At 71.9% G+C, this 22669-nt stretch carries 21 protein-coding genes; 11 read left to right on the top strand and 10 right to left on the bottom strand.

The features are described 5' to 3' along the window. Positions 1-259: 259 nt before the first annotated feature. Both cysN and cysD read right to left on the bottom strand, forming a co-directional pair. Complete coding sequence (gene cysN / locus L7N97_RS27390) at positions 260-2131, bottom strand: sulfate adenylyltransferase subunit CysN (protein ID WP_237481752.1); 1872 nt, start codon at positions 2129-2131, stop codon at positions 260-262. Continuing rightward, on the bottom strand, positions 2131-3039 hold the full coding sequence (gene cysD / locus L7N97_RS27385) for a sulfate adenylyltransferase subunit CysD (protein ID WP_237481751.1): 909 nt from the start codon (positions 3037-3039) through the stop codon (positions 2131-2133). The genes cysN and cysD overlap by 1 nt, the downstream gene beginning before the upstream one ends. Positions 3040-3155: 116 nt before the next feature. Here cysD and L7N97_RS27380 point away from each other — a divergent pair, with 116 nt between their 5' ends. Further along, entirely contained in the window at positions 3156-4256 is a 1101-nt protein-coding gene (locus tag L7N97_RS27380) for an MraY family glycosyltransferase (protein WP_237481749.1), read from the top strand. Between the two features lie 54 nt (positions 4257-4310). Here L7N97_RS27380 and L7N97_RS27375 read toward each other — a convergent pair whose 3' ends face one another. The 4 genes from L7N97_RS27375 to mntR form a co-directional block, all read right to left on the bottom strand. Further along, positions 4311-4718: a hypothetical protein gene (locus L7N97_RS27375; RefSeq protein ID WP_237481747.1), complete on the bottom strand. Its 408-nt coding sequence runs from the start codon at positions 4716-4718 to the stop codon at positions 4311-4313. A gap of 64 nt (positions 4719-4782) precedes the next feature. Then, entirely contained in the window at positions 4783-6087 is a 1305-nt protein-coding gene (locus tag L7N97_RS27370) for an MFS transporter (RefSeq protein ID WP_237481746.1), read from the bottom strand. A gap of 12 nt (positions 6088-6099) precedes the next feature. Beyond that, complete coding sequence (locus tag L7N97_RS27365) at positions 6100-6870, bottom strand: substrate-binding domain-containing protein (protein WP_237481744.1); 771 nt, start codon at positions 6868-6870, stop codon at positions 6100-6102. Positions 6871-6922: 52 nt separating this feature from the next. Continuing rightward, positions 6923-7357, bottom strand: a complete 435-nt coding sequence (mntR, locus tag L7N97_RS27360) for a manganese-binding transcriptional regulator MntR (protein ID WP_237481742.1) — start codon at positions 7355-7357, stop codon at positions 6923-6925. Positions 7358-7522: 165 nt separating this feature from the next. On the opposite strand from mntR, the gene L7N97_RS27355 reads away from it, so the two are divergent. After that, positions 7523-8809 carry an Nramp family divalent metal transporter gene (locus tag L7N97_RS27355; protein ID WP_255721771.1) on the top strand — a complete coding sequence of 429 codons (1287 nt, stop codon included), beginning with the start codon at positions 7523-7525 and terminating at the stop codon, positions 8807-8809. 81 nt (positions 8810-8890) lie between these two features. On the opposite strand, the gene L7N97_RS27350 is transcribed toward L7N97_RS27355, so the two are convergent. Next, entirely contained in the window at positions 8891-9598 is a 708-nt protein-coding gene (locus L7N97_RS27350; protein WP_237481741.1) for a TetR/AcrR family transcriptional regulator, read from the bottom strand. A gap of 975 nt (positions 9599-10573) precedes the next feature. On the opposite strand from L7N97_RS27350, the gene L7N97_RS30640 reads away from it, so the two are divergent. The 8 genes from L7N97_RS30640 to L7N97_RS27310 all read left to right on the top strand — a co-directional run bounded on the left by L7N97_RS30640 (position 10574) and on the right by L7N97_RS27310 (position 19429). Continuing rightward, positions 10574-10795: a Rossmann-fold NAD(P)-binding domain-containing protein gene (locus L7N97_RS30640; protein WP_428981037.1), complete on the top strand. Its 222-nt coding sequence runs from the start codon at positions 10574-10576 to the stop codon at positions 10793-10795. A gap of 127 nt (positions 10796-10922) precedes the next feature. Beyond that, positions 10923-11951, top strand: a complete 1029-nt coding sequence (locus L7N97_RS27340) for an L-idonate 5-dehydrogenase (RefSeq protein ID WP_237481740.1) — start codon at positions 10923-10925, stop codon at positions 11949-11951. Positions 11952-11987: 36 nt separating this feature from the next. Then, positions 11988-12749 (top strand): SDR family oxidoreductase, encoded by a 762-nt coding sequence (locus L7N97_RS27335; RefSeq protein WP_237481738.1) that lies wholly within the window; start codon positions 11988-11990, stop codon positions 12747-12749. Between the two features lie 303 nt (positions 12750-13052). Beyond that, a complete protein-coding gene (locus L7N97_RS27330) occupies positions 13053-14579 on the top strand; it encodes a sugar ABC transporter ATP-binding protein (RefSeq protein ID WP_237481736.1) in 1527 nt (508 codons plus the stop codon). A gap of 21 nt (positions 14580-14600) precedes the next feature. After that, entirely contained in the window at positions 14601-15689 is a 1089-nt protein-coding gene (locus L7N97_RS27325) for an ABC transporter permease (protein WP_237481734.1), read from the top strand. After that, the gene (locus tag L7N97_RS27320) at positions 15686-16783 is read left to right on the top strand and encodes an ABC transporter substrate-binding protein (RefSeq protein WP_237481733.1); all 1098 of its coding nucleotides are present in this window, start codon (positions 15686-15688) and stop codon (positions 16781-16783) included. Before L7N97_RS27325 ends, L7N97_RS27320 begins: the two co-directional genes overlap by 4 nt. Before the next feature lie 229 nt (positions 16784-17012). Further along, the gene (locus L7N97_RS27315; RefSeq protein ID WP_237482437.1) at positions 17013-18011 is read left to right on the top strand and encodes a LacI family DNA-binding transcriptional regulator; all 999 of its coding nucleotides are present in this window, start codon (positions 17013-17015) and stop codon (positions 18009-18011) included. Positions 18012-18082: 71 nt separating this feature from the next. Continuing rightward, a complete protein-coding gene (locus L7N97_RS27310) occupies positions 18083-19429 on the top strand; it encodes a glutamate--tRNA ligase (protein ID WP_237481731.1) in 1347 nt (448 codons plus the stop codon). On the opposite strand, the gene L7N97_RS27305 is transcribed toward L7N97_RS27310, so the two are convergent. Next, on the bottom strand, positions 19392-20411 hold the full coding sequence (locus tag L7N97_RS27305; RefSeq protein ID WP_237481730.1) for a DUF2865 domain-containing protein: 1020 nt from the start codon (positions 20409-20411) through the stop codon (positions 19392-19394). The two genes, L7N97_RS27310 and L7N97_RS27305, sit on opposite strands and share 38 nt — an antisense overlap. 96 nt (positions 20412-20507) lie before the next feature. On the opposite strand from L7N97_RS27305, the gene L7N97_RS27300 reads away from it, so the two are divergent. Continuing rightward, a complete protein-coding gene (locus L7N97_RS27300) occupies positions 20508-21020 on the top strand; it encodes a CreA family protein (RefSeq protein WP_237481728.1) in 513 nt (170 codons plus the stop codon). Between the two features lie 10 nt (positions 21021-21030). Here the strand turns inward: L7N97_RS27300 and L7N97_RS27295 are convergent, their stop codons facing one another. Both L7N97_RS27295 and L7N97_RS27290 read right to left on the bottom strand, forming a co-directional pair. Continuing rightward, entirely contained in the window at positions 21031-21342 is a 312-nt protein-coding gene (locus L7N97_RS27295; RefSeq protein ID WP_237481726.1) for a hypothetical protein, read from the bottom strand. 84 nt (positions 21343-21426) lie between these two features. Continuing rightward, positions 21427-22617 (bottom strand): GNAT family N-acetyltransferase, encoded by a 1191-nt coding sequence (locus L7N97_RS27290; RefSeq protein ID WP_237481724.1) that lies wholly within the window; start codon positions 22615-22617, stop codon positions 21427-21429. Between the last annotated feature and the right edge of the window lie 52 nt (positions 22618-22669).

Here is a 22669-nt window from a genome sequence, read left to right as displayed (position 1 = left end):
CGGCAAACGTCCGTCTGTTGATCACGTTCCACTCCCTCGCGTGGCCCGCGTCGTCCCGCCCCGGCGGGCTTCGACGTGGCCGAAACCGTCGTGCCGGCGGCGTGTTCGCCGCTCGGTCGCGCGCATTAGGGGGACGCATGGCTGCTCTGTCAAACGGAGAATAAGGGATGTCCCGGCTTCGTCCGACAAATGGTGAAGGGGTGGAGGGCGCAAAATTGTATCGGCCCGGCCCGGGGGCGATCCGGGCCGGGCGGGGCGGTCAGAACCGCTGGATGATGCCGCGCTCCTCCAGGGCCGCGATGACCTGATCGGCCAGCGCGTCGGGCGTCGCCTCGCCCGCCGCGAGCACGATCTCGGCGTGCTCCGGCCGCTCGTAGGGCTGGTCGATGCCCGTGAAGTTGCGGATCTCGCCGGCCAGCGCCCGCTTGTAAAGGCCCTTGGGGTCGCGCGCGATGCAGCTCTCGATCGGCGCGTCGACGAAGACCTCGACGAACTCGCCGGGCTCGACCAGCTCGCGCACCATGCGCCGCTCGGCCGCGAAGGGCGAGATGAAGGAGCACAGCGCCACCGTGCCGGCTTCCACCATCAGCTTCGCCACCTCGCCGACGCGGCGGATGTTCTCGACCCGGTCGGCGTCCGTGAAGCCGAGGTCCTTGTTCAGCCCGTGGCGGACGTTGTCGCCGTCGAGCATCACGGTGTGGACGCCCCGCGCGTGGAGCTTGGTCTCCACCACGTTGGCGACCGTCGACTTGCCGGCGCCCGACAGGCCGGTGAACCACAGGATGGCGGGCTTCTGATGCTTCAGGGCGGCGCGCGCCTGCTTCGTGACCGCGAGGTCCTGGTAGTGGATGTTGGTGGCGCGCCGCAGGGGGAAGTCGACCAGGCCGGCGCCCGCGGTGGCGTTGGTGGCGCGGTCGATCAGGATGAAGGCGCCGGTGTCGCGGTCCTCGCGATACGGGTCAAAGGCGATCGGCGCCGAGGTCGCGAGGTTGCAGAAGCCGATCTCGTTCAGCCGCAGCGTCTTCGCGGCGTTGTGCTCCAGCGAGTTGATGTCGACGCGGTGCTTGAGGTCCGTGACCGTGACCGGCACGAGCCGCGTCGCGAGCTTCATCATGTAGGAGCGGCCGGGCAGCAGCGCCTCGTCGCTCATCCAGATCAGGTGAGCGGCGAACTGGTCCGCCACCGGCGGCCGGCTCTTCGGGTCGACCAGCACGTCGCCGCGGGCGATGTCGACCTCGTCGGCGAGCGTCAGCGTGACCGCGTCGCCCGCCTCGGCCTCCTCGACGTCGCGCCCGGAAGCGAGCACGCGGGCGACGCGCGTGGTGCGGCCCGAGCCCGCCACCGCGATCTCGTCGCCGATTCGCACCCGCCCGCCCGCCACCGTGCCGGCGAAGCCGCGGAAGTCGAGGTTCGGCCGGTTCACCCACTGCACGGGCAGGCGGAACGGCCGGGCCGCCCGGTCGTGGCGCACGTCGACGGTTTCCAGGAAGCCGACCAGCGTCGGCCCCGCGTACCAGGGCATCGCCTTGGACGGCTCGGACAGGTTGTCGCCGTAGCGGGCCGACACGGGGATCGGCGTGACCGAGCGGAAGTTCAGACGGTCGGCGAAGGCCTCGAAATCCTTCACGATCGCCGAGAAGACGCGCTGATCGTGGCCGACGAGGTCGATCTTGTTGACCGCCAGCACCACGTCGCGGATGCCGAGCATCGACACGATGGTGGCGTGGCGCCGGGTCTGCGGCAGCAGTCCCTTGCGGGCGTCCACGAGCAGGATGGCGAGGTCGGCGTTGGAGGCGCCGGTCGCCATGTTGCGGGTGAACTGCTCGTGGCCGGGCGTGTCCGCCACCACGAAGGCGCGCTTCGCCGTGGAGAAGTAGCGGTAGGCGACGTCGATGGTGATGCCCTGCTCGCGCTCGGCCTCGAGCCCGTCGACCAGCAGCGCGAAGTCGATGTCGTCGCCGACGGTGCCGTGCTTCTTCGAATCGCGCTCAAGGGCCGAGAGCTGGTCGTCGAAGATCGACTTCTGCTCGTAGAGCAGCCGGCCGATCAGCGTCGACTTGCCGTCGTCGACCGAGCCGCAGGTGAGGAAGCGCAGGGTGGGGAGGGCGAAGTGGTTCGCGTCGCCGGACATCAGAAATACCCTTCCCGCTTCTTCTTTTCCATGGAGCCCGCCTCGTCCGAATCGATGAGCCGGCCCTGCCGCTCGGAGGTGGTCGAGTCGCGCATCTCGGCCAGCACCGCGTCGAGCGTGTCCGCGTCCGAATCGACGGCCCCGGTCAGCGGATAGCAGCCGAGCGTGCGGAAGCGCACGCGGCGCATCTCGGGCGTCTCGCCGGGCTTCAGCGGCAGGCGCTCGTCGTCCACCATGATGAGGGCGCCGTCGCGGTGCACGACCGGCCGCTCCTTGGCGAAGTAGAGCGGCACGACCGGGATCTCCTCGGCCTGGATGTAGTCCCACACGTCGAACTCGGTCCAGTTCGACAGGGGGAAGACGCGCATGGATTCCCCCTGGCGGATGCGCGTGTTGTAGAGGTGCCAGAGCTCCGGGCGCTGGTTGCGCGGATCCCATGCGTGGGCCTCGGACCGGTGCGAGAAGACGCGCTCCTTGGCGCGGCTCTTCTCCTCGTCGCGCCGCGCGCCGCCGAAGGCCGCGTCGAAGCCGTGGTGGTCGAGTGCCTGCCGCAGCCCTTCGGTCTTCATCACCTGGGTGTGGACCGAAGAGCCGGAGGCCACGGGCGAGATGCCCCGGCGCAGGCCGTCCTGGTTGGTGTGGACGATCAGCTCCATGCCGGCGCGCTTGGCCGCGTCGTCCCGGAAGGCGATCATCTCCTTGAACTTCCAGGTCGTGTCGACGTGGAGCAGCGGGAAGGGCGGCACGGCCGGGAAGAACGCCTTCTGCGCCACGTGCAGCATGGCGGTGGAGTCCTTGCCGATGGAGTAGAGCATCACCGGCTTGCGGAATTCGGCCACGACCTCGCGCATGATATGGATGGCCTCGGATTCGAGGCGTCGAAGGTGGGCGGACAGCTGTCCCGGCATGGATGGCTCTGGGTCACGGCGAAAAGTCGCGCTGATATAAGGTCGATCGATGCACTGCAACAAGCTGCCGCTCGCATGGCTCCGTTGAGCTTCGCCCCCGCGCCGGGAGCGGCGGCGTGAACCCCGTCCTGTCCGGCTTCGGGGCGCTGCTGTTCGGCTTCGGGCTGCTATTCCTCGCCATGGCGGCCTTCGGCTGCCTGATCCTCATCGGCCTCCTGCGCCCCGTGCTGGTCCGCTACGCGCTGGCGCGGCCCAACGCCCGCTCGGCCCACGTCACGCCGACCCCGCAGGGCGGCGGCATCGCGGTGCTGGGCACGGTGGTGCTGGCGGCCTGGCTCGGCTCCGCCGCGCTCGGCGCCGAGGGGCCGACCGCGCTGGGCTTCGGGCCGGGATCCGGCTTCGCGCTCGACGCCGCGGACGCGTGGCGCCTGTGGACCGTGCTCGGCGCCGCGGTTCTGGTGGGCGTCGTCGGCGCGGTCGACGACATCCGCCCGCTGCCGCCGCTGCCGCGGCTGGCGTTGCAGCTCATCGCCATGGGCACCGCTGTCTCGGCGCTGCCCGAGGGCGCGCGGGTGCTGCCGGTCCTGCCGCTCGCGGTCGAGCGGCTGCTGCTCGTCGTCGGCGGCGCGTGGTTCGTGAACCTGACCAACTTCATGGACGGCATGGACTGGCTCACGGTCGCCGAGACCGTGCCGGTGGCGGGCGCGCTGTCGCTGTTCTGGTTCTTCGGGGCGCTGTCGGCGCCGGCGGGCCTCGCCATGCTGGCCTTGCTCGGCGCCGTGCTCGGCTTCGCGCCGTTCAACCGGCCGGTGGCGCGGCTGTTCCTCGGCGACGTCGGCAGCCTCGCGATCGGACTCCTGGTCGCCTACGGTCTGTTCGACCTCGCCTCGCGCGGCGGGCTCGCGGCGGCGGTGATCCTGCCGCTCTACTCCATCGCCGACAGCGGCATCACGCTGGTCTGGCGCCTCAACCGCGGCGACCGCGTGTGGGAGGCCCACCGCCACCACTTCTACCAGGTCGCGTTGGCGCGCGGCTTCACCGTGCGCGAGGTGCTGGCGCGGGTCTTCGTCGTCAACGTCGCACTCGCCTGCTTCGCGGCGGCGAGCCTGTGGCAGGGGAGCGCCTTGCTGTCGGCCGTCGACGTGCTGCTCGGAGCCGGAGTCGTGGGGCTGCTGCTGCGGGACCTCGCGCGGGGGCGCCGGGCCGTTCGGCCGTGAGGCGAGCCGATCGCCCCTCCCGCCGCGCCGGGACGGCGGGTCCGGCGCCTCGGGTCACCGCGGGTAGTTTCCCGCCGCCTCCGTCATGTCGAGGTCGCCGCCCTTCGCGTCGATCGCGTGGATGGTCCAGATGTAGTGGTGGCTCGTGCCCTTGGGCGGGCAGGGCCCCGTGTAGGTGACGGCGCCCTTCGGCACGGCGCCCCGCCCGGCGTAGGGCACGGTCGAGCCGCTCTCCGGTGCGTCGGGCGCGTCGCGGTCGCGCAGGGCGAAGTTCAGCGACGCGGTCCCGCGCGGCACGCCCTTCAGCGCGAAGGCGGGCGACACCGTCCCGCAGGCCGGGATACCGCGCCAGGAGAAACGGGCCGAGAAGGCCGCGGCCGGCAGCGCCGTCGCCAGCAGCAGCGCCGCCCCGGCCAGGGTGCCGGCGGCGGCCCGGCCGCTCCGAATCGCGACGATCGTCATGCCTGCCCACCCGCACCGGATGCCGCCGATTCGGCAAACCCGAAGCCACTATGCCGGGCGCGCCTCAGCGGGCAACCCGGTCCGGCGCATCGCCCCGCCGTCGCGGCACCAGCAGCACGATCCCGGCCGCCAGCGCCGCGGCACCCGCGAGGACGTCGAAGCCGGCGGCCGGCGTGCCGAAGGCGCGCTCCGCGAGCACGCGCAGGTTCGGCGCCGCGAAGCCGCCGAGGTTGCCCACCGAGGAGATGAGCGCGATGCCGCCCGCCGCGGCGGCGCCGCCGAGCCGCGTCGTCGGGAAGGTCCACACGATCGGCTGCGCCGCGGTGATGCCGGCCGCGGTAACGCTGAGGGCCAGGATGGCGGGCAGGGGCGGCAGCGCCGCCGCGAGGGCGAGCCCGGCCGCGGCGGCGGCGAGCAGCGCCGCGACCGTGATCCGCTCGCGCCCGCTCCGCACCGCGCGGTCGGGCAGCACCGCCATGGCGAGCAGCGCCACCCCCCACGGGCCCGCCGACACAAGCCCGACCAGCGGGCCGACCTTGACGCCGAGCAGCGTCGCGATCGTGGTCGGCAGCGAGAAGGCGAGGCCGTAGGAGCCGACCTGGATCAGCGTGTAGAGCGCGATCAGCAGCAGCATCACCGGGTCGGTGAAGGCGCGGCCGAGCGAGGCGGCGCCGGCCTGCTCCTTGGCGCTCTCCTCGGAGGCGGCGGCGTCGGACAGGGCGCGCGCCTCGTCCGCGCCGAGCCAGGGCGCGTCCTCGGGCCGGTCGACGAGCACGAACAGCGCCGCGACCCCGACGGCCGAGGCCAGCGCGCCCTCGACGAGGAACAGCCACTGCCAGCCGTGCAGGCCGAGCGCGCCGTCGAGCGCCAGCAGCGCGCCGCCGACCGGGCTGCCCAGCACCAGCGCCAGCGGCAGGCCGAAGTAGAAGGTGCCGATGACGCGGCCGCGCTCCGCGCGCGGGAACCAGGTGGCGAGGTAGAGCACCACGCCGGGGAAGAAGCCGGCCTCGGCCACCCCGAGCAGCACGCGCTGCGCCCAGAAAGACCAGTCGCCCCGCGCGAGGCAGGCCCCGGCCGCGACGACGCCCCAGCTCACCATGATGCGGGCGAGCCAGCGACGGGCGCCGACGCGGCGCAGCAGGAGGTTCGAGGGCACCTCCAGCACCGCGTAGCCGACGAAGAAGATCCCCGCCCCCAGCGCGAAGGCGCCCTCGCTCACTCCCGTGTCGGCGCGGAACTGCTGCTCGGCGAGCCCCACGTTGGTGCGGTCGAGGTAGGCCAGGGTGAACATGAGCACGAGGAACGGCACGAGCCGCCGCCTCGCCTTCGCGATCCCGGAGGCGAGCGCGCCATCATCCCGTGCCGACATTCTGTCCCCGAATCAATGCTTCGCGGGCTCGAGCCCCATCCTCTCCATGACGGGCGCCGCGGCCGGGGAGGACATATAGGCGACGAGCGCGCGGCCGGCGTCCGGATGTTTCGCCGCGGTGGCGATGCCGGCCGAGAAGACGGTCGTCTGCTGCACCGCCTCGGGCAGCTTGCCCGCGAAGGTGATGCCGGCGATCGGCAGGAGCTCCGCCACCTGCTGGAAGCCGAGCTCCGCCTCGCCGCGCGCCACGATCTCGGCCACGGGCGTGGCCGGGATCATGCGAGCCTTGCTCTTCATCTCGGCCTCGATGCCGAGCCGCTTGAACAGCTCGTCGCGGATGTAGACCCCGCTGGCGCTGTCCGAATAGGCGACCGACCCGGCCGCGAGCAGCGCCGCGCGCAGCTTGTCGACCGTGGAGATGTCCGGCACCGGCGCGCCGGCCTTCACCGCCATGCCGATGGGCGAGACGGCGAGGTCGACCTTCGAGCCCGCCACGGCGCGGCCGTCCCTGATCAGGGCGTCGAGCGCGTAGCCCACCATGATCAGAACGTCGTCGGGCTCGCCCCGGGCGAGGCGCATCGGGATCGCGTCCGGCGTCGTCCCCATGGACGGGCCGGGCAGGGTGGTGACGCGGTCGCCGCTCTCCTTCTCGAAAGCGGGCAGCAGCGCCTGATAGGTGGATTTGAAGCCGCCCGAGATCATGACGCTGACGTCCTCGGCGCGGGCCGAGGCGGGCGCGAGAACCAGGGCGGCGAGCGTCAGGGCGCGAAGGCTGTGCGGCATCGAGCGGGCTTTCCGTTGCGGGACGACGGCGACCCTTACCGCGATTCGCTCCTCAGCGCCCGGACCGCAGGAAGGCCTCGAAGGCGTCGAGCGTGGCGCCGGACACGTGGTGTTCGATGCCCTCGGCGTCGATCTCCGCCGCCTCGGGCGGGACGCCGACGGCCAGCAGCAGCTTCACCACCGTGCGGTGGCGGGCGCGGCAGCGCTCCGCCATGGCCTGGCCGGCCTCGGTCAGGAAGATGCCGCGGTAGGGCTTCGAGGTCGCGAGCCCCTCGCGCTTCAGCCGCGCGATGGCCTTGTTGGCGGTGGGATGGGTCACGCCGAGGGCGCGCGCGATGTCGGTGGTGCGCGCCTCGCCGGTGCCCGCCTGCAGGTCGGCGATCAGCTCCGTGTAGTCCTCCAGCACCGCCGAGGAGCGGGCCGAGCGCGCCTTGCCGAAGCGCTGCGCGGCGTTCGCCTCCTCGCCCGGCAGGGCCTCGTCGTCCATCTGTCGTCGCCCCGCGTTGGTCGCTTCGCGTCCGGTGTCGTCCGGTTCGGCCCCCGGCGTCAATGAAGCCGGTTGACGATGATGTAGCCGAGGCTACACTCTGGAGCGGATGGAAGGCGACGGCGGCATGGGGGCGATCGGATGTCAGTGCGGGATGCGGCGGCGATGAGCGGGCGGACCGATGCGGCGATCCGCGAGGTGCTGGCGGGCCGGCGGCGGGGCTTCGGCTCGGCGCTGGTGATGGCGGGGCCGGCGATCGTCGCCTCGATCGCCTACATGGACCCCGGCAACTTCGCGACCAACATCCAGGCGGGCGCCAAGTTCGGCTACGCGCTGCTCTGGGTCGTGGTGATGGCGAACCTCGTCGCCATGCTGTTCCAGGCGCTGTCGGCCAAGCTCGGCATCGTCACCGGCACCAACCTCGCCGAGATGTGCCGCCGCCACCTCCCGGCCCGCGTCACCGTGCCGATGTGGATCGCCAGCGAGGTCGCCGCCATGGCGACCGACCTCGCCGAGTTCCTCGGCGGCGCCATCGGCCTGTCGCTGCTGCTCGACATCCCGCTCCTCGCCGGCATGGTCGTCACGGCGCTCGCCACCTACGCCATCCTGATGCTGGAGCGGCGCGGCTACCGCGCGCTGGAGATCGCCATCGCGGTGCTGGTCGGCGTGATCGGGGTGAGCTACCTCGCCGAGATGCTGATCGCGCCGGTCGACTGGGCCGCGGCGGGCTTCGGCGCCGTGGTGCCGCGGCTGCCCGCGCCCGAGGCGCTGACCATCGCGGTCGGCATCATCGGCGCCACCGTGATGCCGCACGCACTCTACCTCCACTCCGGCCTGACGCAGCACCGCGCCCCCGCGCGAGACGACCGCGAGCGCGCCCTGCTGCTGCGCTATTCGAACCGCGAGGTCCTCCTCGCGCTCACGGTCGCCGGGCTGATCAACATGGCCATGGTGGTGATGGCCGCCGCCGCCTTCCACCTCGGGCACGACGACGTCGCCGAGATCGGCTCGGCCTATCACACGCTGACCCCGCTGCTGGGACCCGCCGCGGCGGGCATCTTCCTCGTGTCGCTGCTCGCCTCCGGCCTATCCTCCTCGGCGGTAGGCACGATGGCGGGGCAGATGATCATGCAGGGCTTCGTCGGCTTCTCGATCCCCGTGTGGGTCCGCCGGATGGTGACGATGGCGCCGGCCTTCGTGGTCGTGGCGCTCGGCATCGACTCCACCAAGGCGCTGGTGATGAGCCAGGTCGTGCTGAGCTTCGTGCTGCCGCTGCCCATGGTCGCGCTGGTGCTGTTCACCCGGCGGCGCGACATCATGGGCCCGTTCGCCAATGGGCGCCTGACCGACGTCGCGGCGGTAGCCGGCACGGCGATCATCGTGGCACTGAACGTCGTGCTGATCCTGCAGACGTTCGGCGTGTCGATCCCCGGCCTGCCGGACGCCGGCTGAGCCGCCCGCGCAGGCCGTGGATGGCGATGCGAAGGGAGCGTTCAGCGGGAATGACGGCGACGTCCCGGTACGCGTCCGCGATCAGAGGACGTCATCCGCGCCGCGCTGGTCGAACTCGCAGTCCGGCTCACGAAGCGCCTCGAATGGGCTGCCGCTGCTCTGCAGCACGCTCAGAAACACAGCCGCAAGGATATCCTCGATCTTGCTTTCCCGCAGTGGAGGGATCCGCTGCGAAAAGAGCGACGTCGCCACAGCAGTGATCGCCGTGTAGGCCAGCGACATCTTCACGCCGTCGAGCGAACGACGGACGTCGGACGCGCCCACGTCCTTGCAGATCAGGCCGGAGATCTTGGCAGAGGCGTCGTATCCGACCTGGCGGTACTCCTGTAGGATGCTCTCGCGAACGTGGTCGGGAAAGTCCATGAAACTTTCGCAGGCTTTCAGCACGATGTCCGCGACCACCCTCGCCAGCGCAGTCAACTCCGGTATGTCGCGACCGGATAACAGCATGACGACCCGCTCGTGTTGGCGGATCACGAAGCAGCGAAGGCTCGTTCTGATCAGTTCATCGGGATCTTTGAAGTATCGATAGGCCGCCTGTGGTGTCACTCCAGCTTCATTCGCCACCTTTTCGATGCTGATGCCGTCGAAGTTTCTCTGGCGAAACGTCATCCTCGCGGCAGTCGAAAGGATGCGCTCGACGCTCTCGATCGACCGGGCCTGTCTCGGCCTGACCCGAAAATTGCGGATGGCCACGTCGCCGAGTGGCCCGGACAAGACGTCTGTCAATCTACCGATCTCGGATGCGTCATCGAGACCATGACGGATTCCGACCGATCGAAAATTTGGTTCAGGCATCGCAGGATCAGAGGTTCAGTTCACGCGAGGCTGAGACCGAACGACTGCCTTGACATCGGTCGAGCCGGCGGTTGTGTCTCGCTTGCATTGCTTTCTCGCAGTGAACTCGCGCGTCGACGATGCTTCACGGCAAAACGCACTCTTTGTGGTCGACGCACAACCTCCGCTGGGCGATGATACGCCAAAAATGAGAATTTTAAACATATAGTGGATTTAAAATCCTGGTGTACGCATAAGTTGTATGACGGGTCTGCGATCCGAGGATCGACTGAGCGTCAAAGCTGCGTCGTCGGGTCTGCTGGGCCGTGGATTGGATGCAATCGGATCCGAGGTAGTCAGGCTGGGCGGAGCAGGCGCGTCCCGTCGGGCGCTCGCTTTGACTTGTCCGCCGCATCGACCGCAGACGCATCGCTGCCGCCGAGCGCGGGCCCAAGGTCAAAATCCCCGACAGCTAATCTCAGGGACAGAACGGCTCGCGCCGATGTCGCCACAGATCGCCGCATCGCGAGGGCAAAGCTGCCTCTCGAGCGATGACGGGGGGCAGCCTTTCGAGCTGAATCGGGATCACATCCGTCAAGGTGGTTCGGTTCGATCGGGTGTGCCGCCGTACCCGGCCGGGCTCCGGCCGCATCGGGAAGAGCGCCCGTCGGCTCGTGGCCGCTGCCGGCCATGGTTTCCAGGGTCGTGCGACGGTGCTGGAGCTGCCGCTCGTCGGTTTGCTGCGGCAGGATCGCGCCTGAGGGACGCCTGCTCACAGCTTGTGCCTCGCCCGGTGATCCACATCCAATCGGGCCGGCAGAGTCGGTCGCGCTGGTCGCGTGCACGGCCGACACGGCCATCGCGTTGACCCGTGGCGCCGCTGCGGACGGGTCCTTCGAGCTGGTCCGACGTTTCGCGGGTCGCAGGTTGGAGATCGTCGGCTTCGGTCAGATCGGCGCCGCCGTGGTCGAGCGCGCGGCCCATCTCGACGTCGAGGTCGTCTGTTCGGACGAGGGCACGCCGCCCGGCATCGACCATCGCCGTGTCGAGATCCTGGTCGATCGCCGCGGCGTCACCGGTGCCGGCCTCGACCTCTTCCTCGAAGGCCCCGCACTGATGCTCACTGCGCGGTGTCGGACAACGTGGTAATGCAGCCTCGCCACGGCAGCGGCACGGTCGAGACGCGCCGCGCCAGGGGCCGGCGGGTCCGCGACAACCGCGCGGCGCAGTTCGCCGGCCGCTCCCCTGCTGAAGCCCGCGACCTGAGGGAGAATCCATGCGTGCCATCGTCATCCACGCCGCCAAGGACCTCCGGATCGAGGAGCGCGAAGCGGAGCCGGTCGGGCCCGGGCAGGTCGCGGTGAGGATCGGCAGCGGCGGCATCTGCGGATCCGACCTGCATTACTACAACCACGGCGGCTTCGGCGCGGTGCGCCTGCGCGAGCCCATGGTGCTCGGCCACGAGATCGCCGGAACGGTGGCCGAGCTCGGCCCCGGCGTGTCGGGCCTCGCCGTCGGGATGCGCGTCGCCGTCAACCCGAGCCGCCCGTGCCGGCACTGCCGCTTCTGCCTGCGCGGCCTGCCGAACCAGTGCCTCAACATGCGCTTCTACGGCTCCGCGATGCCGATGCCCCACATCCAGGGGGGCTTCCGCGAGCGCCTCGTCTGCGACGCCGTCCAGTGCGTCTCCGCCGCGCGGGCCGGCACGGACGAGCTCGCCCTCGCCGAGCCCTTCGCGGTGGCGCTCCATGCCGTGTCGCGCGCCGGGGCGCTGCCGGGCCGCCGCGTGCTCGTGACGGGCTGCGGCCCGATCGGCGCGCTGGTGGTGGCGGCGGCGCGCCTCGCGGGCGCCGCCGAGGTGGTGGCGACCGACGTCGTCGACGAGCCGCTGGAGATCGTGCGCCGCCTCGGGGCCGACCGGGCCGTGAACGTCGCGGCCGAGCCGGCGACCCTCGCACCCGAGGCGGCCGAGAAGGGCCGCTTCGGCGTCATGTTCGAGTGCTCGGGCAACGAGCGGGCGCTGCGCTCCGGTCTCGACGTCGTGGAGCCCCGCGGCACGGTGGTGCAGCTCGGGCTCGGCGGCGACGTCGCCCTGCCGCAGAACGTGCTCGTGGCCAAGGAGCTGGCGCTGGTCGGCTCGTTCCGGTTCCACGACGAGTTCGCGCAGGCCGTGGCGCTGATTGATCGCCAGAGGGTCGACCTCGCCCCCATGCTCACCGGGCGCTACGACATCGCCGACGCCGTGGCGGCCTTCGAGCACGCCTCGGACCGGCGCCGCGCCATGAAGGTCCAGTTGGCCTTCTGATCCGACCGGGAGCGCAGCCATGAAGCGGAGGACGCCTTGAAGCTTTTCGACCTGAGCGGGCGCCGCGCGCTCGTCACCGGCTCCAGCAAGGGGATCGGGCTCGCCCTCGCCCGGGCGCTGGCCGAAGCCGGCGCCGAGATCGTGCTGAACGCGCGCGACGCGGCCCGGCTGGACGACAGCCGCGCCGCCCTCGCGGCGGAGGGGCACCGCGTCCACGCCGTGGCGTTCGACGTCACCGACCCCGCGGCGGTCGAGGCGGGCGTCGACCGGATCGAGCGCGAGATCGGCCCCGTCGCCATCCTGGTCAACAACGCCGGCATGCAGCACCGCACGCCGCTGGAGGACTTCCCGCACGACGCCTGGGACCGGCTGGTCGCCACGAACCTGCGCAGCGTGTTCCTGGTCGGGCAGGCGGTCGCGAAGCGCATGATCCCGCGCGGGGCGGGCAAGATCATCAACATCGGCTCGGTGCAGAGCGAACTCGCGCGCACCAACATCGCGCCCTACACGGCCACCAAGGGAGCCGTGAAGATGCTCACCAAGGGCATGGCGACCGACTGGGGCCGCCACGGCCTCAACTGCAACGGCATCGGACCGGGCTACTTCAAGACCGAGCTGAACCAGGCGCTGGTCGACGATCCCGCTTTCTCGGCCTGGCTCGCCGGCCGCACGCCGATGGGGCGCTGGGGCGACGTGGGGGAACTCGCCGGCGCGGCCGTGTTCCTGGCGTCCGACGCGTCGAGCTTCGTCAACGGCCACATGCTCTACGTCGATGGCGGCATCACCTCCTGCCTGTAGCGCGTCCGCACCCCTCCGCCTCGCCGACGGGGGCGATTCCCACCCATCTGCCAACCTCGCCGGGATGCGCTCCGGCGTGCCCCCTCGACGGCGCGGACTGGTAGCTTTGCCTGGACCCGGTGGCCCGCTCGGCCCCGAAGCGCGCCTGTCGCGACCGCATCGGCGCGGAGGCAGCCCCGGGCCTGCGCTCCGGGCGCGGAAGCCTGACGGCGAAGCCCGACCGGGCCCTTGACGCGGGCCGGCCTGTTATCGCTAACTTCGCCGGACGGCGGCGCCAGCCCGCCGCCCGCGGGGAGGGACGGGATGCCGGAAGGCGTTCTCAGGTTCGACGACGTCGTCAAGACGTTTGGCGCCACGCGCGCCCTGAAGGGCGTCTCGCTCGACATCCGGCGGGGCGAGGTTGTGGCCCTGCTCGGCGAGAACGGGGCCGGCAAGTCGACCCTCATCAAGGTGCTGGGCGGCCTGTTCCGGCCCGACCGCGGGCAGGTGCTGATCGACGGCGCGCCCTATCGCCATCAGGTGCGCGGGGGGGGCCGCTCGCCCGTGGCCTTCATCCACCAGGACCTCGGCCTCGTCGAATGGATGACGGTGGCCGAGAACATCGGCCTCGCGGGGGGCTTCGCACAGGGCGGCCGGCGCCGCCTCGGGATCGACTGGCGCGGCGCGGCCGAGCGGGCCCGCGACGCGCTCGCCCTCGTGGGCTGCACCTTCGATCCCGAGAGCCGCGTCGCGAGCCTCAGCCGGACCGAGAAGTCGCTCGTCGCCATCGCCCGGGCCCTGATGGTGGACTGCGACTACCTCGTGCTCGACGAGCCCACGGCGAGCCTGCCGGCCGACGAGGTGGAGCGGCTGTTCGCGGCCGTGCGCCGGCTGAAAGCGCGCGGCGTCGGCATGATCTACGTGTCGCACCGGCTCGACGAGGTGTTCCGCATCGCCGACCGCGTCGCCGTGATGCGGGACGGGCTCAAGGTCGGCGAGAAGCCGGTCGCCGACACGACTCCCGCCGAACTCGTCAGCCTCATCGTGGGCCGCTCCGACCTCGAGCTGTTCCGCAAGGCCGATCTCGCGCCCGGCCCCGTGCGGGCCTCGGTCACGGACCTGCGGACGCCCTCGGCCGGCCCGGTCTCGTTCGAGGTCAGGCAGGGCGAGCTGCTCGGCCTCGTGGGGCTGCGCGGCGCCGGGCAGGAGGAGGTCGGGCGCGCGCTGTTCGGCGCGGTCCCGCACAGCGGCCGCGTGCTGCTCGACGGGGCGGAGCCGGACCTGTCCTCGCCCATCGCGGCCATGCGGTCGGGCCTTGGGCTGATGGCGCGGGACCGGATGGAGGAGTCACTCTGCCCGTCGCTGTCGGTCCGGGAGAACTGCTTCATCAACCCCGGGGCGGCGGGGCGGGGCCTGTTCGCCCCGATGGCGCCGGCCCGCGAGGCGGCGCGGGCGGCCGATCTCGGCGCGCGCGTCGGCCTCCGGCCCAACGACCCCGGCCTGGCCATCGAGGGCCTGTCCGGCGGCAACCAGCAGAAGGTCGTGGTGGCCCGATGGCTGGCGACGGGGCGCCGGCTGCTGGTCGCCGAGGACCCGACGGCCGGCGTCGACATCGGCGCCAAGGCCGACATCTACCGCCTGATCGGCCGCGCGCTCGGAGGTGGGCTCGCCGTCGTCGTGGTCTCGACGGATTTCGAGGAGGTGGCCCACATCTGCCACCGCGCCCTCGTCTTCAACCGCGGCCGCATCGTCGCGGAGCTCGTCGGCGACGCGCTGACGACGGGGGGCGTCATCACGGCCGCCTCGGCGTCGGAGGCGGGCCTCCACTCGTCCGTCCTGCCCGCCGCCTGAGCCTTCGAGCGAGGACAGCCCATGGCCACCAACTCCATCCGCTCCGACGCCCTGGAGCCCACGCGTCCCGAACTCAGGGCCGCGCGCCCGCGCGAGCGGGCCATGCGCCTGCTCCCGGTCTACGGCCTGCCGATCCTGACCCTCCTGCTCATCCTGGGCTTCTCGCTGGCCCTGCCCGACACCTTCCCGACGATGCTGAACCTGCGGTCGATCGTGTCCGACAAGGCCATCATCGCGCTGCTGTCGCTCGGCGCCATGATCCCGATGGTGACGGGCAAGATCGACCTCACGGTGGGCTACGGCATCGTGCTCTGGCACGTGCTCGCCATCAGCCTGCAGACCGTCTCGGGCCTGCCCTGGCCGGCCGCGGTGCTGATCGTCGTGGCCCTGTCGGCCGCGACGGGGCTGCTGAACGGCCTCCTGGTCGAGGTGGCGCGCATCGACGCCTTCATCGCGACGCTCGGCACCGGCACGGTGCTCTACGCCCTGGCGCTCTGGCACACGGGCGGCCGGCAGGTGATCGGCGTTCTGCCGCGCGACTTCCTGGCGCTGAACTCCACCTTCGTGTTCGGCCTGCCGATCACGGGCTTCTACGTGCTCGGGCTGGCTCTGGCCATGTGGTTCGTGCTCGAACACGTGCCGCTCGGCCGCTACCTCTACGCCATCGGCGCGAACCCCAAGGCCGCGGCGCTGAACGGCATCCCGGTCGCGCGCTTCACGGTGCTGGCCTTCGTGGCCTCGGGCACGCTCACCGGCGTCGCCGGCGTGCTGCTCGCCGCCAAGCTCAGGATCGGGCAGGCCAGCGTCGGGCTGGAGTTCCTGCTGCCCGCGCTCGTCGGCGCCTTCCTGGGATCGACCACCATCAAGCCGGGCCGCGTCAACGTGTGGGGCACGGTCGTGGGCGTCGTCATCCTGGCGGTCGGCATCTCCGGCATCCAGCAGATCGGCGGCTCCTTCTGGGTGGAGCCCCTCTTCAACGGCACCACGCTGCTCGTCGCCATCGGCATCGCGGGCTATGCCCAGCGCCGCCGCGCCTCCATGGGCCGCGCCGCGCTGCTCGACATATCGAGGGCCCCAACGGCCCCGATCACCACGGAGGAAACGCGATGAGATCGATGCTTCTGGGCGCCGCGGCCGCGCTGGCCCTCCTCGCCGCCGGGGGAGCGCGCGCCGACGAGCTCGCCGACGCCAAGGCGAGGGTCGCGGCCGCCACGGCGCGCGTGACCAAGTGGGACGGACCCACCACCGGACCCAAGGCCGCGCCGGGCAAGACGATCATCTACATCGCGGGCGACCTCCGGAACGGCGGCACCGAGGGCGTGTCGCGCGGCGTCGGCGAGGCCGCGAAGGCGATCGGCTGGACGCTGCGCATCCTCGACGGGCGCGGCGACATCTCGGCCCGCACGGCCGCGGTGAACCAGGCCATCGCGCTCAAGCCCGACGGCATCGTGCTCGGCGGATTCGACGCCGTCGAGCAGAACGCCGCGCTGGCGACCCTGAAGGCCGCCGGCATCCCCTACGTGGGCTGGCACGCCACCGTGGCGCCGGGGCCGGACCCTGCGACCGGCATGTTCGCCAACGTCAACACCCGCATCTCCGACGTCGCCCAGACGGCGTCCGACCTCGCCATCGTGGATTCGAACGGCAAGGCGGGCGTCGTGATCTTCGGCGACTCCAACTACGAGATGGCCATCGGCAAGGCGCGCATGATGGAGGCCGACATCAAGAAGTGCCCCGGCTGCACCGTGCTGAGCCTCGAGGATTCGCCCATGACCGAGGCCTCGACCCGCATGCCGCAGCTCACCACCTCGCTGCTGCAGCGCTTCGGCGCCAAGTGGACCTACTCGCTCGCGGTGAACGACCTCTACTACGACTTCATGGCGGCCTCGCTCGCCGCCGCCGGCGTGGACGGCACGGGGGCCCCGCACAACATCTCGGCCGGCGACGGCTCCGAATCCGCCTTCCAGCGCATCCGCGCCAAGGAGTACCAGATCGCCACCGTGGCGGAGCCGCTGACCGAGCAGGGCTGGCAGCTCGTCGACGAGCTCAACCGCGCCTTCGCGGGCCAGCCCTGGTCGGGCTACGTGTCGCCGGTCCACCTCGTGACGGCCGAGAACATCGCCTACGACGGCGGCCCGCGGAACGTCTTCGACCCCGACAACGGCTACCGCGACGCCTACAAGAAGATCTGGACCGGCCAGTAGTCCCGCCGCGCCCGTCGAGATCGGCCGAGCGACGCGCATCGGCTCGATCCCGACGGGACCCCGGGGATCGCGGTCGCCGACCTCCGCCAGCCGAACGGCCTCGCCTTCGGCGGCCGCAAGCGCGACCGCCTCTACCTCACGGCCCAGACCTCGCGCCATGCCCTCTACGCCGATCAACACCCCGCCGGGTGGTGACGAGCCGGCCGCCGCGGCCCGGCCGGCCCCCACCATGGCCGACGTCGCGGCGCGGGCCGGGGTGTCGGCCATGACGGTGTCGCGCGCGCTCAAGAGCGGCAGCACCGTGTCGGCGGCGACACGCGCGCGCATCATGCAGGCCGTGGAGGAGCTGGGTTACGTGCTGGATCTCACGGCCGGCACCCTGTCGTCCAAGCGCACCGGCTTCGTCGCGGTTCTGATCCCCTCGCTCAACAACTCCAACTTCTCCGACACGGCCCGCGGCATCGAGCGTCGCCTCGAAGGCAGCGGGCTGCAGATGCTGCTCGGCGCGACGGACTACGACGTCCGCAAGGAGGAGCAGCTCATCGAGGCGATGCTGCGCCGCCGCCCCGAGGCCATCGTGGTGACGGGCGGGCGCCACACCGGGCGGGCGCGCCGCCACCTGGCGGCGGCGGGCATCCCGGTGGTCGAGATGTGGGACCTCCCTGACGCGCCGATCGAGCACGTCGTCGGCTTCTCCAACGCCGCCGCGGCCGGCGCGATCGTGGAGCACCTCCACGGGCGGGGCTACCGATGCATCGCCTACATCGGCGGATCGACCGACCGCGACACGCGCGGCCTGGACCGCCGCCGGGGCTATGAGAGGGCGGTGCGCGACCTCAAGCTCCCGCCGGGCCTGACGATCGCCTGCGGCGCTCCCCCGATCGCCATGCAGCAGGGCAGCGAGGCCGTGGTCGACCTGATGGAGCGGCATCCGGAGGTCGACGCGGTGCTGTGCGTGTCCGACCTTTCGGCCTTCGGGGCGTTGGCCGAGTGCCAGCGCCGGGGCTGGGCGGTGCCGGGCCGCCTCGCGGTCGCCGGCTTCGGCGACTTCGAGCTGTCGCGCTCCTGCCATCCGCGCCTCACCACGGTCTCGGTCGACGCCGAAGGGATCGGCGAGGCGGTGGGCCGGCTCCTGCTCCGGGCCGTCGCGTCCGGGCGCGACAACGCCGTCCTGCCGCCCGAGACCGTGCGCACCCCCTTCGCCGTCATGGCCCGCGAGACGAGCTGAGGGCCTCACCCGCCCGGACGCGCAGGCCGCAGCGCGTTGCGCTGGGGGGACCGCTCCGCCATAGGTGCGGCATGGCTTCCCCCGTCGTCCGCTTCGCCCCGTCGCCCACGGGCCGCATCCACATCGGCAACGCCCGGCCCGCGCTGCTGAACGCGCTCTTCGCCCGGGCGGCCGGAGGGCGCTTCGTGCTGCGCTTCGACGACACGGACGTCGAGCGGTCGCGCGCCGAATATGCCGAATCGATCGAGGCCGACCTGCACTGGTTGGGCGTCCGGCCGGACCTCGTCGTCCGCCAGTCGGACCGGTTCGCGCTCTACGCCGCCGCGGCGGACCGCCTGCGCGGGCAGGGCCGGCTCTATCCCGCCTACGAGACCGCCGACGAACTCGACCGGCGCCGCAAGCGCCTGCAGGCGCGCGGGCTGCCCCCGGTCTACGACCGCGCGGCGCTGAAGCTGACGCCCGAGCAGGTCGCCGCCTTCGAGGCGGAAGGCCGCCGGCGGCATTGGCGCTTCAGGCTCGATCACCGCACGGTCGCCTGGGACGACCTCGTGCGGGGGCCCTGCACGGTGGACTGCGCGTCGCTGAGCGACCCCGTGCTGGTGCGCGCCGACGGAAGCTACCTCTACACGCTGCCCTCGGTGGTCGACGACGCCGACCTCGGCATCACCCACGTCATCCGCGGCGAGGACCACGTCACCAACGCGGCCGTGCAGATCCAGATCTTCGAGGCGCTCGGCGCGGCCGTGCCCGCCTTCGCTCACCACAACCTCCTCACCACGGCCGCGGGCGAGGGCCTGTCGAAGCGCTCCGGGGCGCTGGCGATCGGCGCGCTGCGCGACGAGGGCGTCGAGGCGCTGGCCGTCGCCGCCATGGCGGTGCTGACCGGCTCCTCCGCGGCGGTGCGGCCCGTCGCCTCGCTCGACGCGTTGGCGGAAGGCTTCGACCTCAGGCACCTGTCGCGCGCGCCGGCGCGGTTCGACGAGGCGGAGTTGCGCGCCCTGTCGGCCAAGGTCCTGCACGGACTGCCTTTCGATGCCGTCGCGTCCCGGTTGGCGTTGTTCGGCATCGTCGGCGCCAAGGCCGAGCCGTTCTGGGCGGCGGTCCGTGGAAACCTGTCCCGCTTCGCCGAGGTCGCCGAATGGTGGAGCGTCGTCGAGGACGTGGTCGAGCCGGCGGTCGAGGACGAGGCCTTTCTCGACCGCGCCGCGGCGCTCCTGCCGCCCGAGCCCTGGGGTGCCGACACCTGGGGGGCCTGGACGGCGGCGCTGAAGGCCGAGACGGGCCGCAAGGGTCGCGCCCTGTTCCATCCGCTGCGCCTGGCGCTCACGGCCCGCGACGCCGGGCCGGACCTCAAGGGGCTGCTGCCGCTGATCGGACGGGCTAGAGCGTCGGATCGGATCCGCGGAACTCCCGCGTGAGGTCGAGGGCAGCCGGCGGCGCCGGCGCGGCCGGCAGCGGCACCGGCTTGGCCTTGGCCCGCTTCGACGGAGGCGGGGCGGGGGTCGACGGCTTGGCGGCGCTCGGCACCGGTTTCGGAACCGTCGCGGTCGGTCGCGCCATGGCGGCGGCCAGCTCCGCCGTGACGGTGACGTCGCCCTTGTGCGGCTGCAACAGCGCCTCGGCGCCGGCCAGCGCCTCCGCCCAGCTCTGGTGCGGAGCCCGGCAGGCGCAGCTCTTGGCCGGACCCTTGAGGTAGCCGAAGGCGGCCGGGAGCGCCGAATAGGGGGAGCCGTCGGTGGCGGTGGCGCCCGCCACGTCTCCGTCCCCGCCCGCATAGGCCGAGGCCTCGGCGGCCGGGCACTGCGCCTGGCAGATCCGGTCCATGTCGGCCATCCGGTCCGACGCAACGTCGACGGCCAGGGGATAGAAGGCGCCGTCGCAATGGCGCACGCAGAGCACCCGGCTCGCGCGGGGCTTGGCGGCCGGCCCGGCCGGCGCGTCGGGGTCTACCGGCACCGCCTCGACGGGCCCGTCGCCCGCGGGGGCAGGGTCGGCCGTGCATTGCGCGTCGAACCGCGCCTGCAGGTCGCGGCGCCGGTCGTCGTCGGCGCCTCCGTCGTCCCGAGCGGCGGCTCGGTCCTGCATGCGCTGCAGCCCGACCTGCAGCAGTCCGATCCGGCGCGCGAGCGCGCGGCAGGGCGCCGAGTCGGGATCGTCGAAGAACCCGTCGCCGCAGCCGGTGCGGTTCGCGTCGTCGCGCGCGCGCAGGATCTCGTCGCGCTGCCGCCGCATGGCCGCGTCGGCCTCCGCGGGATCGGCGGGCGCCCCCGCGGCGTCGATCGCGGCGCGCAGGGCCGAGCAGTCGACCGCCTGCGCGGTCGCGGCGCGAGGGAGGAGGGAGAGCGCGGCTGCGAGGGCGAGGGCCGAAGCGGGGAGCCTTCGCGGTCCGGGGCGGGTCATGGCGCAAAGCATGCCGAGTTTCTTGGCCGAAACAAGGAGCTCCGTTAACCTCGGCGTTTCGGCGCGGCCCGTGCCGCGCAGCCCACGGATCCCGTCATGCGCGCTCAAACAATCCTGGCCTCGGCCGCCCTGGCGCTGCTCTGCGCGCCCGCCGTCGCGGCCGACGGCCCCGACCTGATCTTCAAGGAGTCGACGAAGTGGCGTGCGCTGACGCCGAACGACAAGCTCGCCACCTACGCGGTCGACGACCCGTCGGTCGACGGCGTGGCCTGCTTCTACACGGTGCCGGAGAAGGGCGGCGTCGCGGGCGCGCTCGGCGTCGCCGAGGAGGTGTCCGACGTGTCGCTGGCCTGCCGGCAGGTCGGCCCGATCAGGATCAAGGACAAGCTCGGGCAGGGCGACGTGATGTTCTCGGAACGCCGCTCCTTCGTGTTCAAGCACATGCAGATCGTGCGCGGCTGCGACGCGAAGCGCAACACGCTCGTCTACATGGTCTATTCGGACAAGCTCATCGACGGCTCGCCGAAGAACTCGACCTCCGCCGTGCCGATCATGCCCTGGGGCGCGGCGGGCGAGCCGCCGCGCTGCGGCGATTCCTTCAAGGGCTGACCCGCGCCCGTCAATCGCCGCAGCGGATGACGATGTCGCCGGGGTTGCCGTGCAGCGCCTCGGACTTGTTGCTCGCCTGGATGGCGCCCGTCACGTCCTCGACGGTGCCGTAGGCCAGCACGTGGGCGTGGCCGTGCGATTCGCACCAGCTGTCGGCGACGACGCGGCCGCAGTCCATGCCCGCATGCATGCATTCTCCGATGCCGTAGCCGTCGCTCGATGGGATCACGTAGTTCTCGGCCGCGCGGGCCGGCGGGGCGGCGAAGGGGATCAGGAGGGCGATGGCGGCGAGCGCGCGCAGGCTGTGAGCCTTGGAGGCCATGGAGGGTCGGGTCCCGATGCGTTGGCGATGTCGTGGCGACAGCGTGGCGAGTCGGGGTCACTAAAGTTTTAACGATCTCCGGGCTCAGTCCTCGTGCCGGAACGGCAGGTGCTCGCCGAGCTGCTCCACGGCGCTCTCGACATAGCCGCGCTCGTGGTCGAGGTAGTCGGCGATGGCGGCGGCGAGCCGCGGGTCGGCGATGTCGTGAACCGAATAGGTGGTGGTCGGCCGGTAGCCGCGGGCGAGCTTGTGCTCCCCCTGCGCGCCGGCCTCGACGCGGGCGAGGCCGCGCGACAGCGCGAAGTCGATGGCCTGGTAGTAGCAGACCTCGAAATGGAGGAACGGGTGCTCCTCGATGCAGCCCCAGTTGCGGCCGTAGAGGGCGTCGTCGCCGATGAAGTTGATGGCGCCCGCCACGTAGCGGCCGGCGCGCTTGGCCATGACCAGGAGGATTCGGTCCGCCATGGCGGCGCCGATCTCGGAGAAGAAGCGCCGGTTGAGGTAGGGCCGGCCCCACTTGCGCGAGCCGGTGTCCATGTAGAAGGCGAAGAACGCGTCCCAGTGCTCCTCGCGGATGTCGGGGCCGGTGAGGTGCTCGATCGTGATACCGTCGGCGAGCGCGCCCTCGCGCTCCTTGCGGATGTTCTTGCGCTTGCGGGAGGCCAGCGCGGCGAGGAAGTCGTCGAAACCCGCGTAGCCGTCGTTGACGAAGTGGAACTGCTGGTCGGTGCGCTGCAGCCAGCCCTGGGCGCCGAGGCTGTCCCACTCGGTTTTCGTGACGAAGGTCGCGTGCGTGGAGGAAGCCTTCACCTCCTTGCGCAGCGCGCGCAGCCCCGCCGCGAGGTAGCCGTGCGCGGCCTCGACGTCCTGCCCCGGCGAGACCAGGAAGCGGCGCCCGGTCGCCGGCGTGAAGGGCACCGCCACCTGGATCTTGGGATAGTAGCGCCCGCCGGCCCGCGCGTAGGCGTCCGCCCAGGAATGGTCGAAGACGTATTCGCCCTGGCTGTTGGTCTTGACGTAGGTGGGCGCCGCGGCGACGAGGCGGCCGTTCTCCTCCACGGCGACGTGGGCAGGCGCCCAGCCGCTGCGGCCGCCGACGCAGCCCGACGTCTCCAGCGCTCTCAGGAAGGCGTGGCTGAGGAACGGGTTGTGGCGTTCGCCCGCGCGGTCGGCCTCGGCCCCGTCCGGCGCGGGCGGGTTGGCGCAGCGGTCCCAGTCGGCGGCGGGGATGGCGGCGATGGATGTCGCGACCTGGACGGTGATCGGTGAGGTCATGAAAGCCTTCGATCCTGCCCGCCGTCGCGGCCGTGGCGCGGCGGGGCGTGGC

Origin of the sequence: Lichenibacterium dinghuense, assembly GCF_021730615.1 — a bacterium.
GTDB lineage: Bacteria > Pseudomonadota > Alphaproteobacteria > Rhizobiales > Beijerinckiaceae > Lichenihabitans > Lichenihabitans dinghuensis.
This window is presented reverse-complemented; position numbering and strand designations above follow the sequence as displayed.

What these genes read in the sequence shown, in the direction of transcription:
- cysN (WP_237481752.1), bottom strand. Translation starts at nt 2,131, where the DNA reads ATGTCCGGCGACGCGAACCACTTCGCCCTCCCCACCCTGCGCTTCCTC.
- L7N97_RS27370 (WP_237481746.1), bottom strand. Translation starts at nt 6,087, where the DNA reads ATGTCGGCACGGGATGATGGCGCGCTCGCCTCCGGGATCGCGAAGGCG.
- L7N97_RS27310 (WP_237481731.1), top strand. Translation starts at nt 18,083, where the DNA reads ATGGCTTCCCCCGTCGTCCGCTTCGCCCCGTCGCCCACGGGCCGCATC.
- mntR (WP_237481742.1), bottom strand. Translation starts at nt 7,357, where the DNA reads ATGGACGACGAGGCCCTGCCGGGCGAGGAGGCGAACGCCGCGCAGCGC.
- L7N97_RS27295 (WP_237481726.1), bottom strand. Translation starts at nt 21,342, where the DNA reads ATGGCCTCCAAGGCTCACAGCCTGCGCGCGCTCGCCGCCATCGCCCTC.
- L7N97_RS27340 (WP_237481740.1), top strand. Translation starts at nt 10,923, where the DNA reads ATGCGTGCCATCGTCATCCACGCCGCCAAGGACCTCCGGATCGAGGAG.
- L7N97_RS27305 (WP_237481730.1), bottom strand. Translation starts at nt 20,411, where the DNA reads ATGACCCGCCCCGGACCGCGAAGGCTCCCCGCTTCGGCCCTCGCCCTC.
- L7N97_RS27320 (WP_237481733.1), top strand. Translation starts at nt 15,686, where the DNA reads ATGAGATCGATGCTTCTGGGCGCCGCGGCCGCGCTGGCCCTCCTCGCC.
- L7N97_RS27355 (WP_255721771.1), top strand. Translation starts at nt 7,523, where the DNA reads ATGAGCGGGCGGACCGATGCGGCGATCCGCGAGGTGCTGGCGGGCCGG.
- L7N97_RS27290 (WP_237481724.1), bottom strand. Translation starts at nt 22,617, where the DNA reads ATGACCTCACCGATCACCGTCCAGGTCGCGACATCCATCGCCGCCATC.
- cysD (WP_237481751.1), bottom strand. Translation starts at nt 3,039, where the DNA reads ATGCCGGGACAGCTGTCCGCCCACCTTCGACGCCTCGAATCCGAGGCC.
- L7N97_RS27300 (WP_237481728.1), top strand. Translation starts at nt 20,508, where the DNA reads ATGCGCGCTCAAACAATCCTGGCCTCGGCCGCCCTGGCGCTGCTCTGC.
- L7N97_RS27375 (WP_237481747.1), bottom strand. Translation starts at nt 4,718, where the DNA reads ATGACGATCGTCGCGATTCGGAGCGGCCGGGCCGCCGCCGGCACCCTG.
- L7N97_RS27315 (WP_237482437.1), top strand. Translation starts at nt 17,013, where the DNA reads ATGGCCGACGTCGCGGCGCGGGCCGGGGTGTCGGCCATGACGGTGTCG.
- L7N97_RS27365 (WP_237481744.1), bottom strand. Translation starts at nt 6,870, where the DNA reads ATGCCGCACAGCCTTCGCGCCCTGACGCTCGCCGCCCTGGTTCTCGCG.
- L7N97_RS27325 (WP_237481734.1), top strand. Translation starts at nt 14,601, where the DNA reads ATGGCCACCAACTCCATCCGCTCCGACGCCCTGGAGCCCACGCGTCCC.
- L7N97_RS27330 (WP_237481736.1), top strand. Translation starts at nt 13,053, where the DNA reads ATGCCGGAAGGCGTTCTCAGGTTCGACGACGTCGTCAAGACGTTTGGC.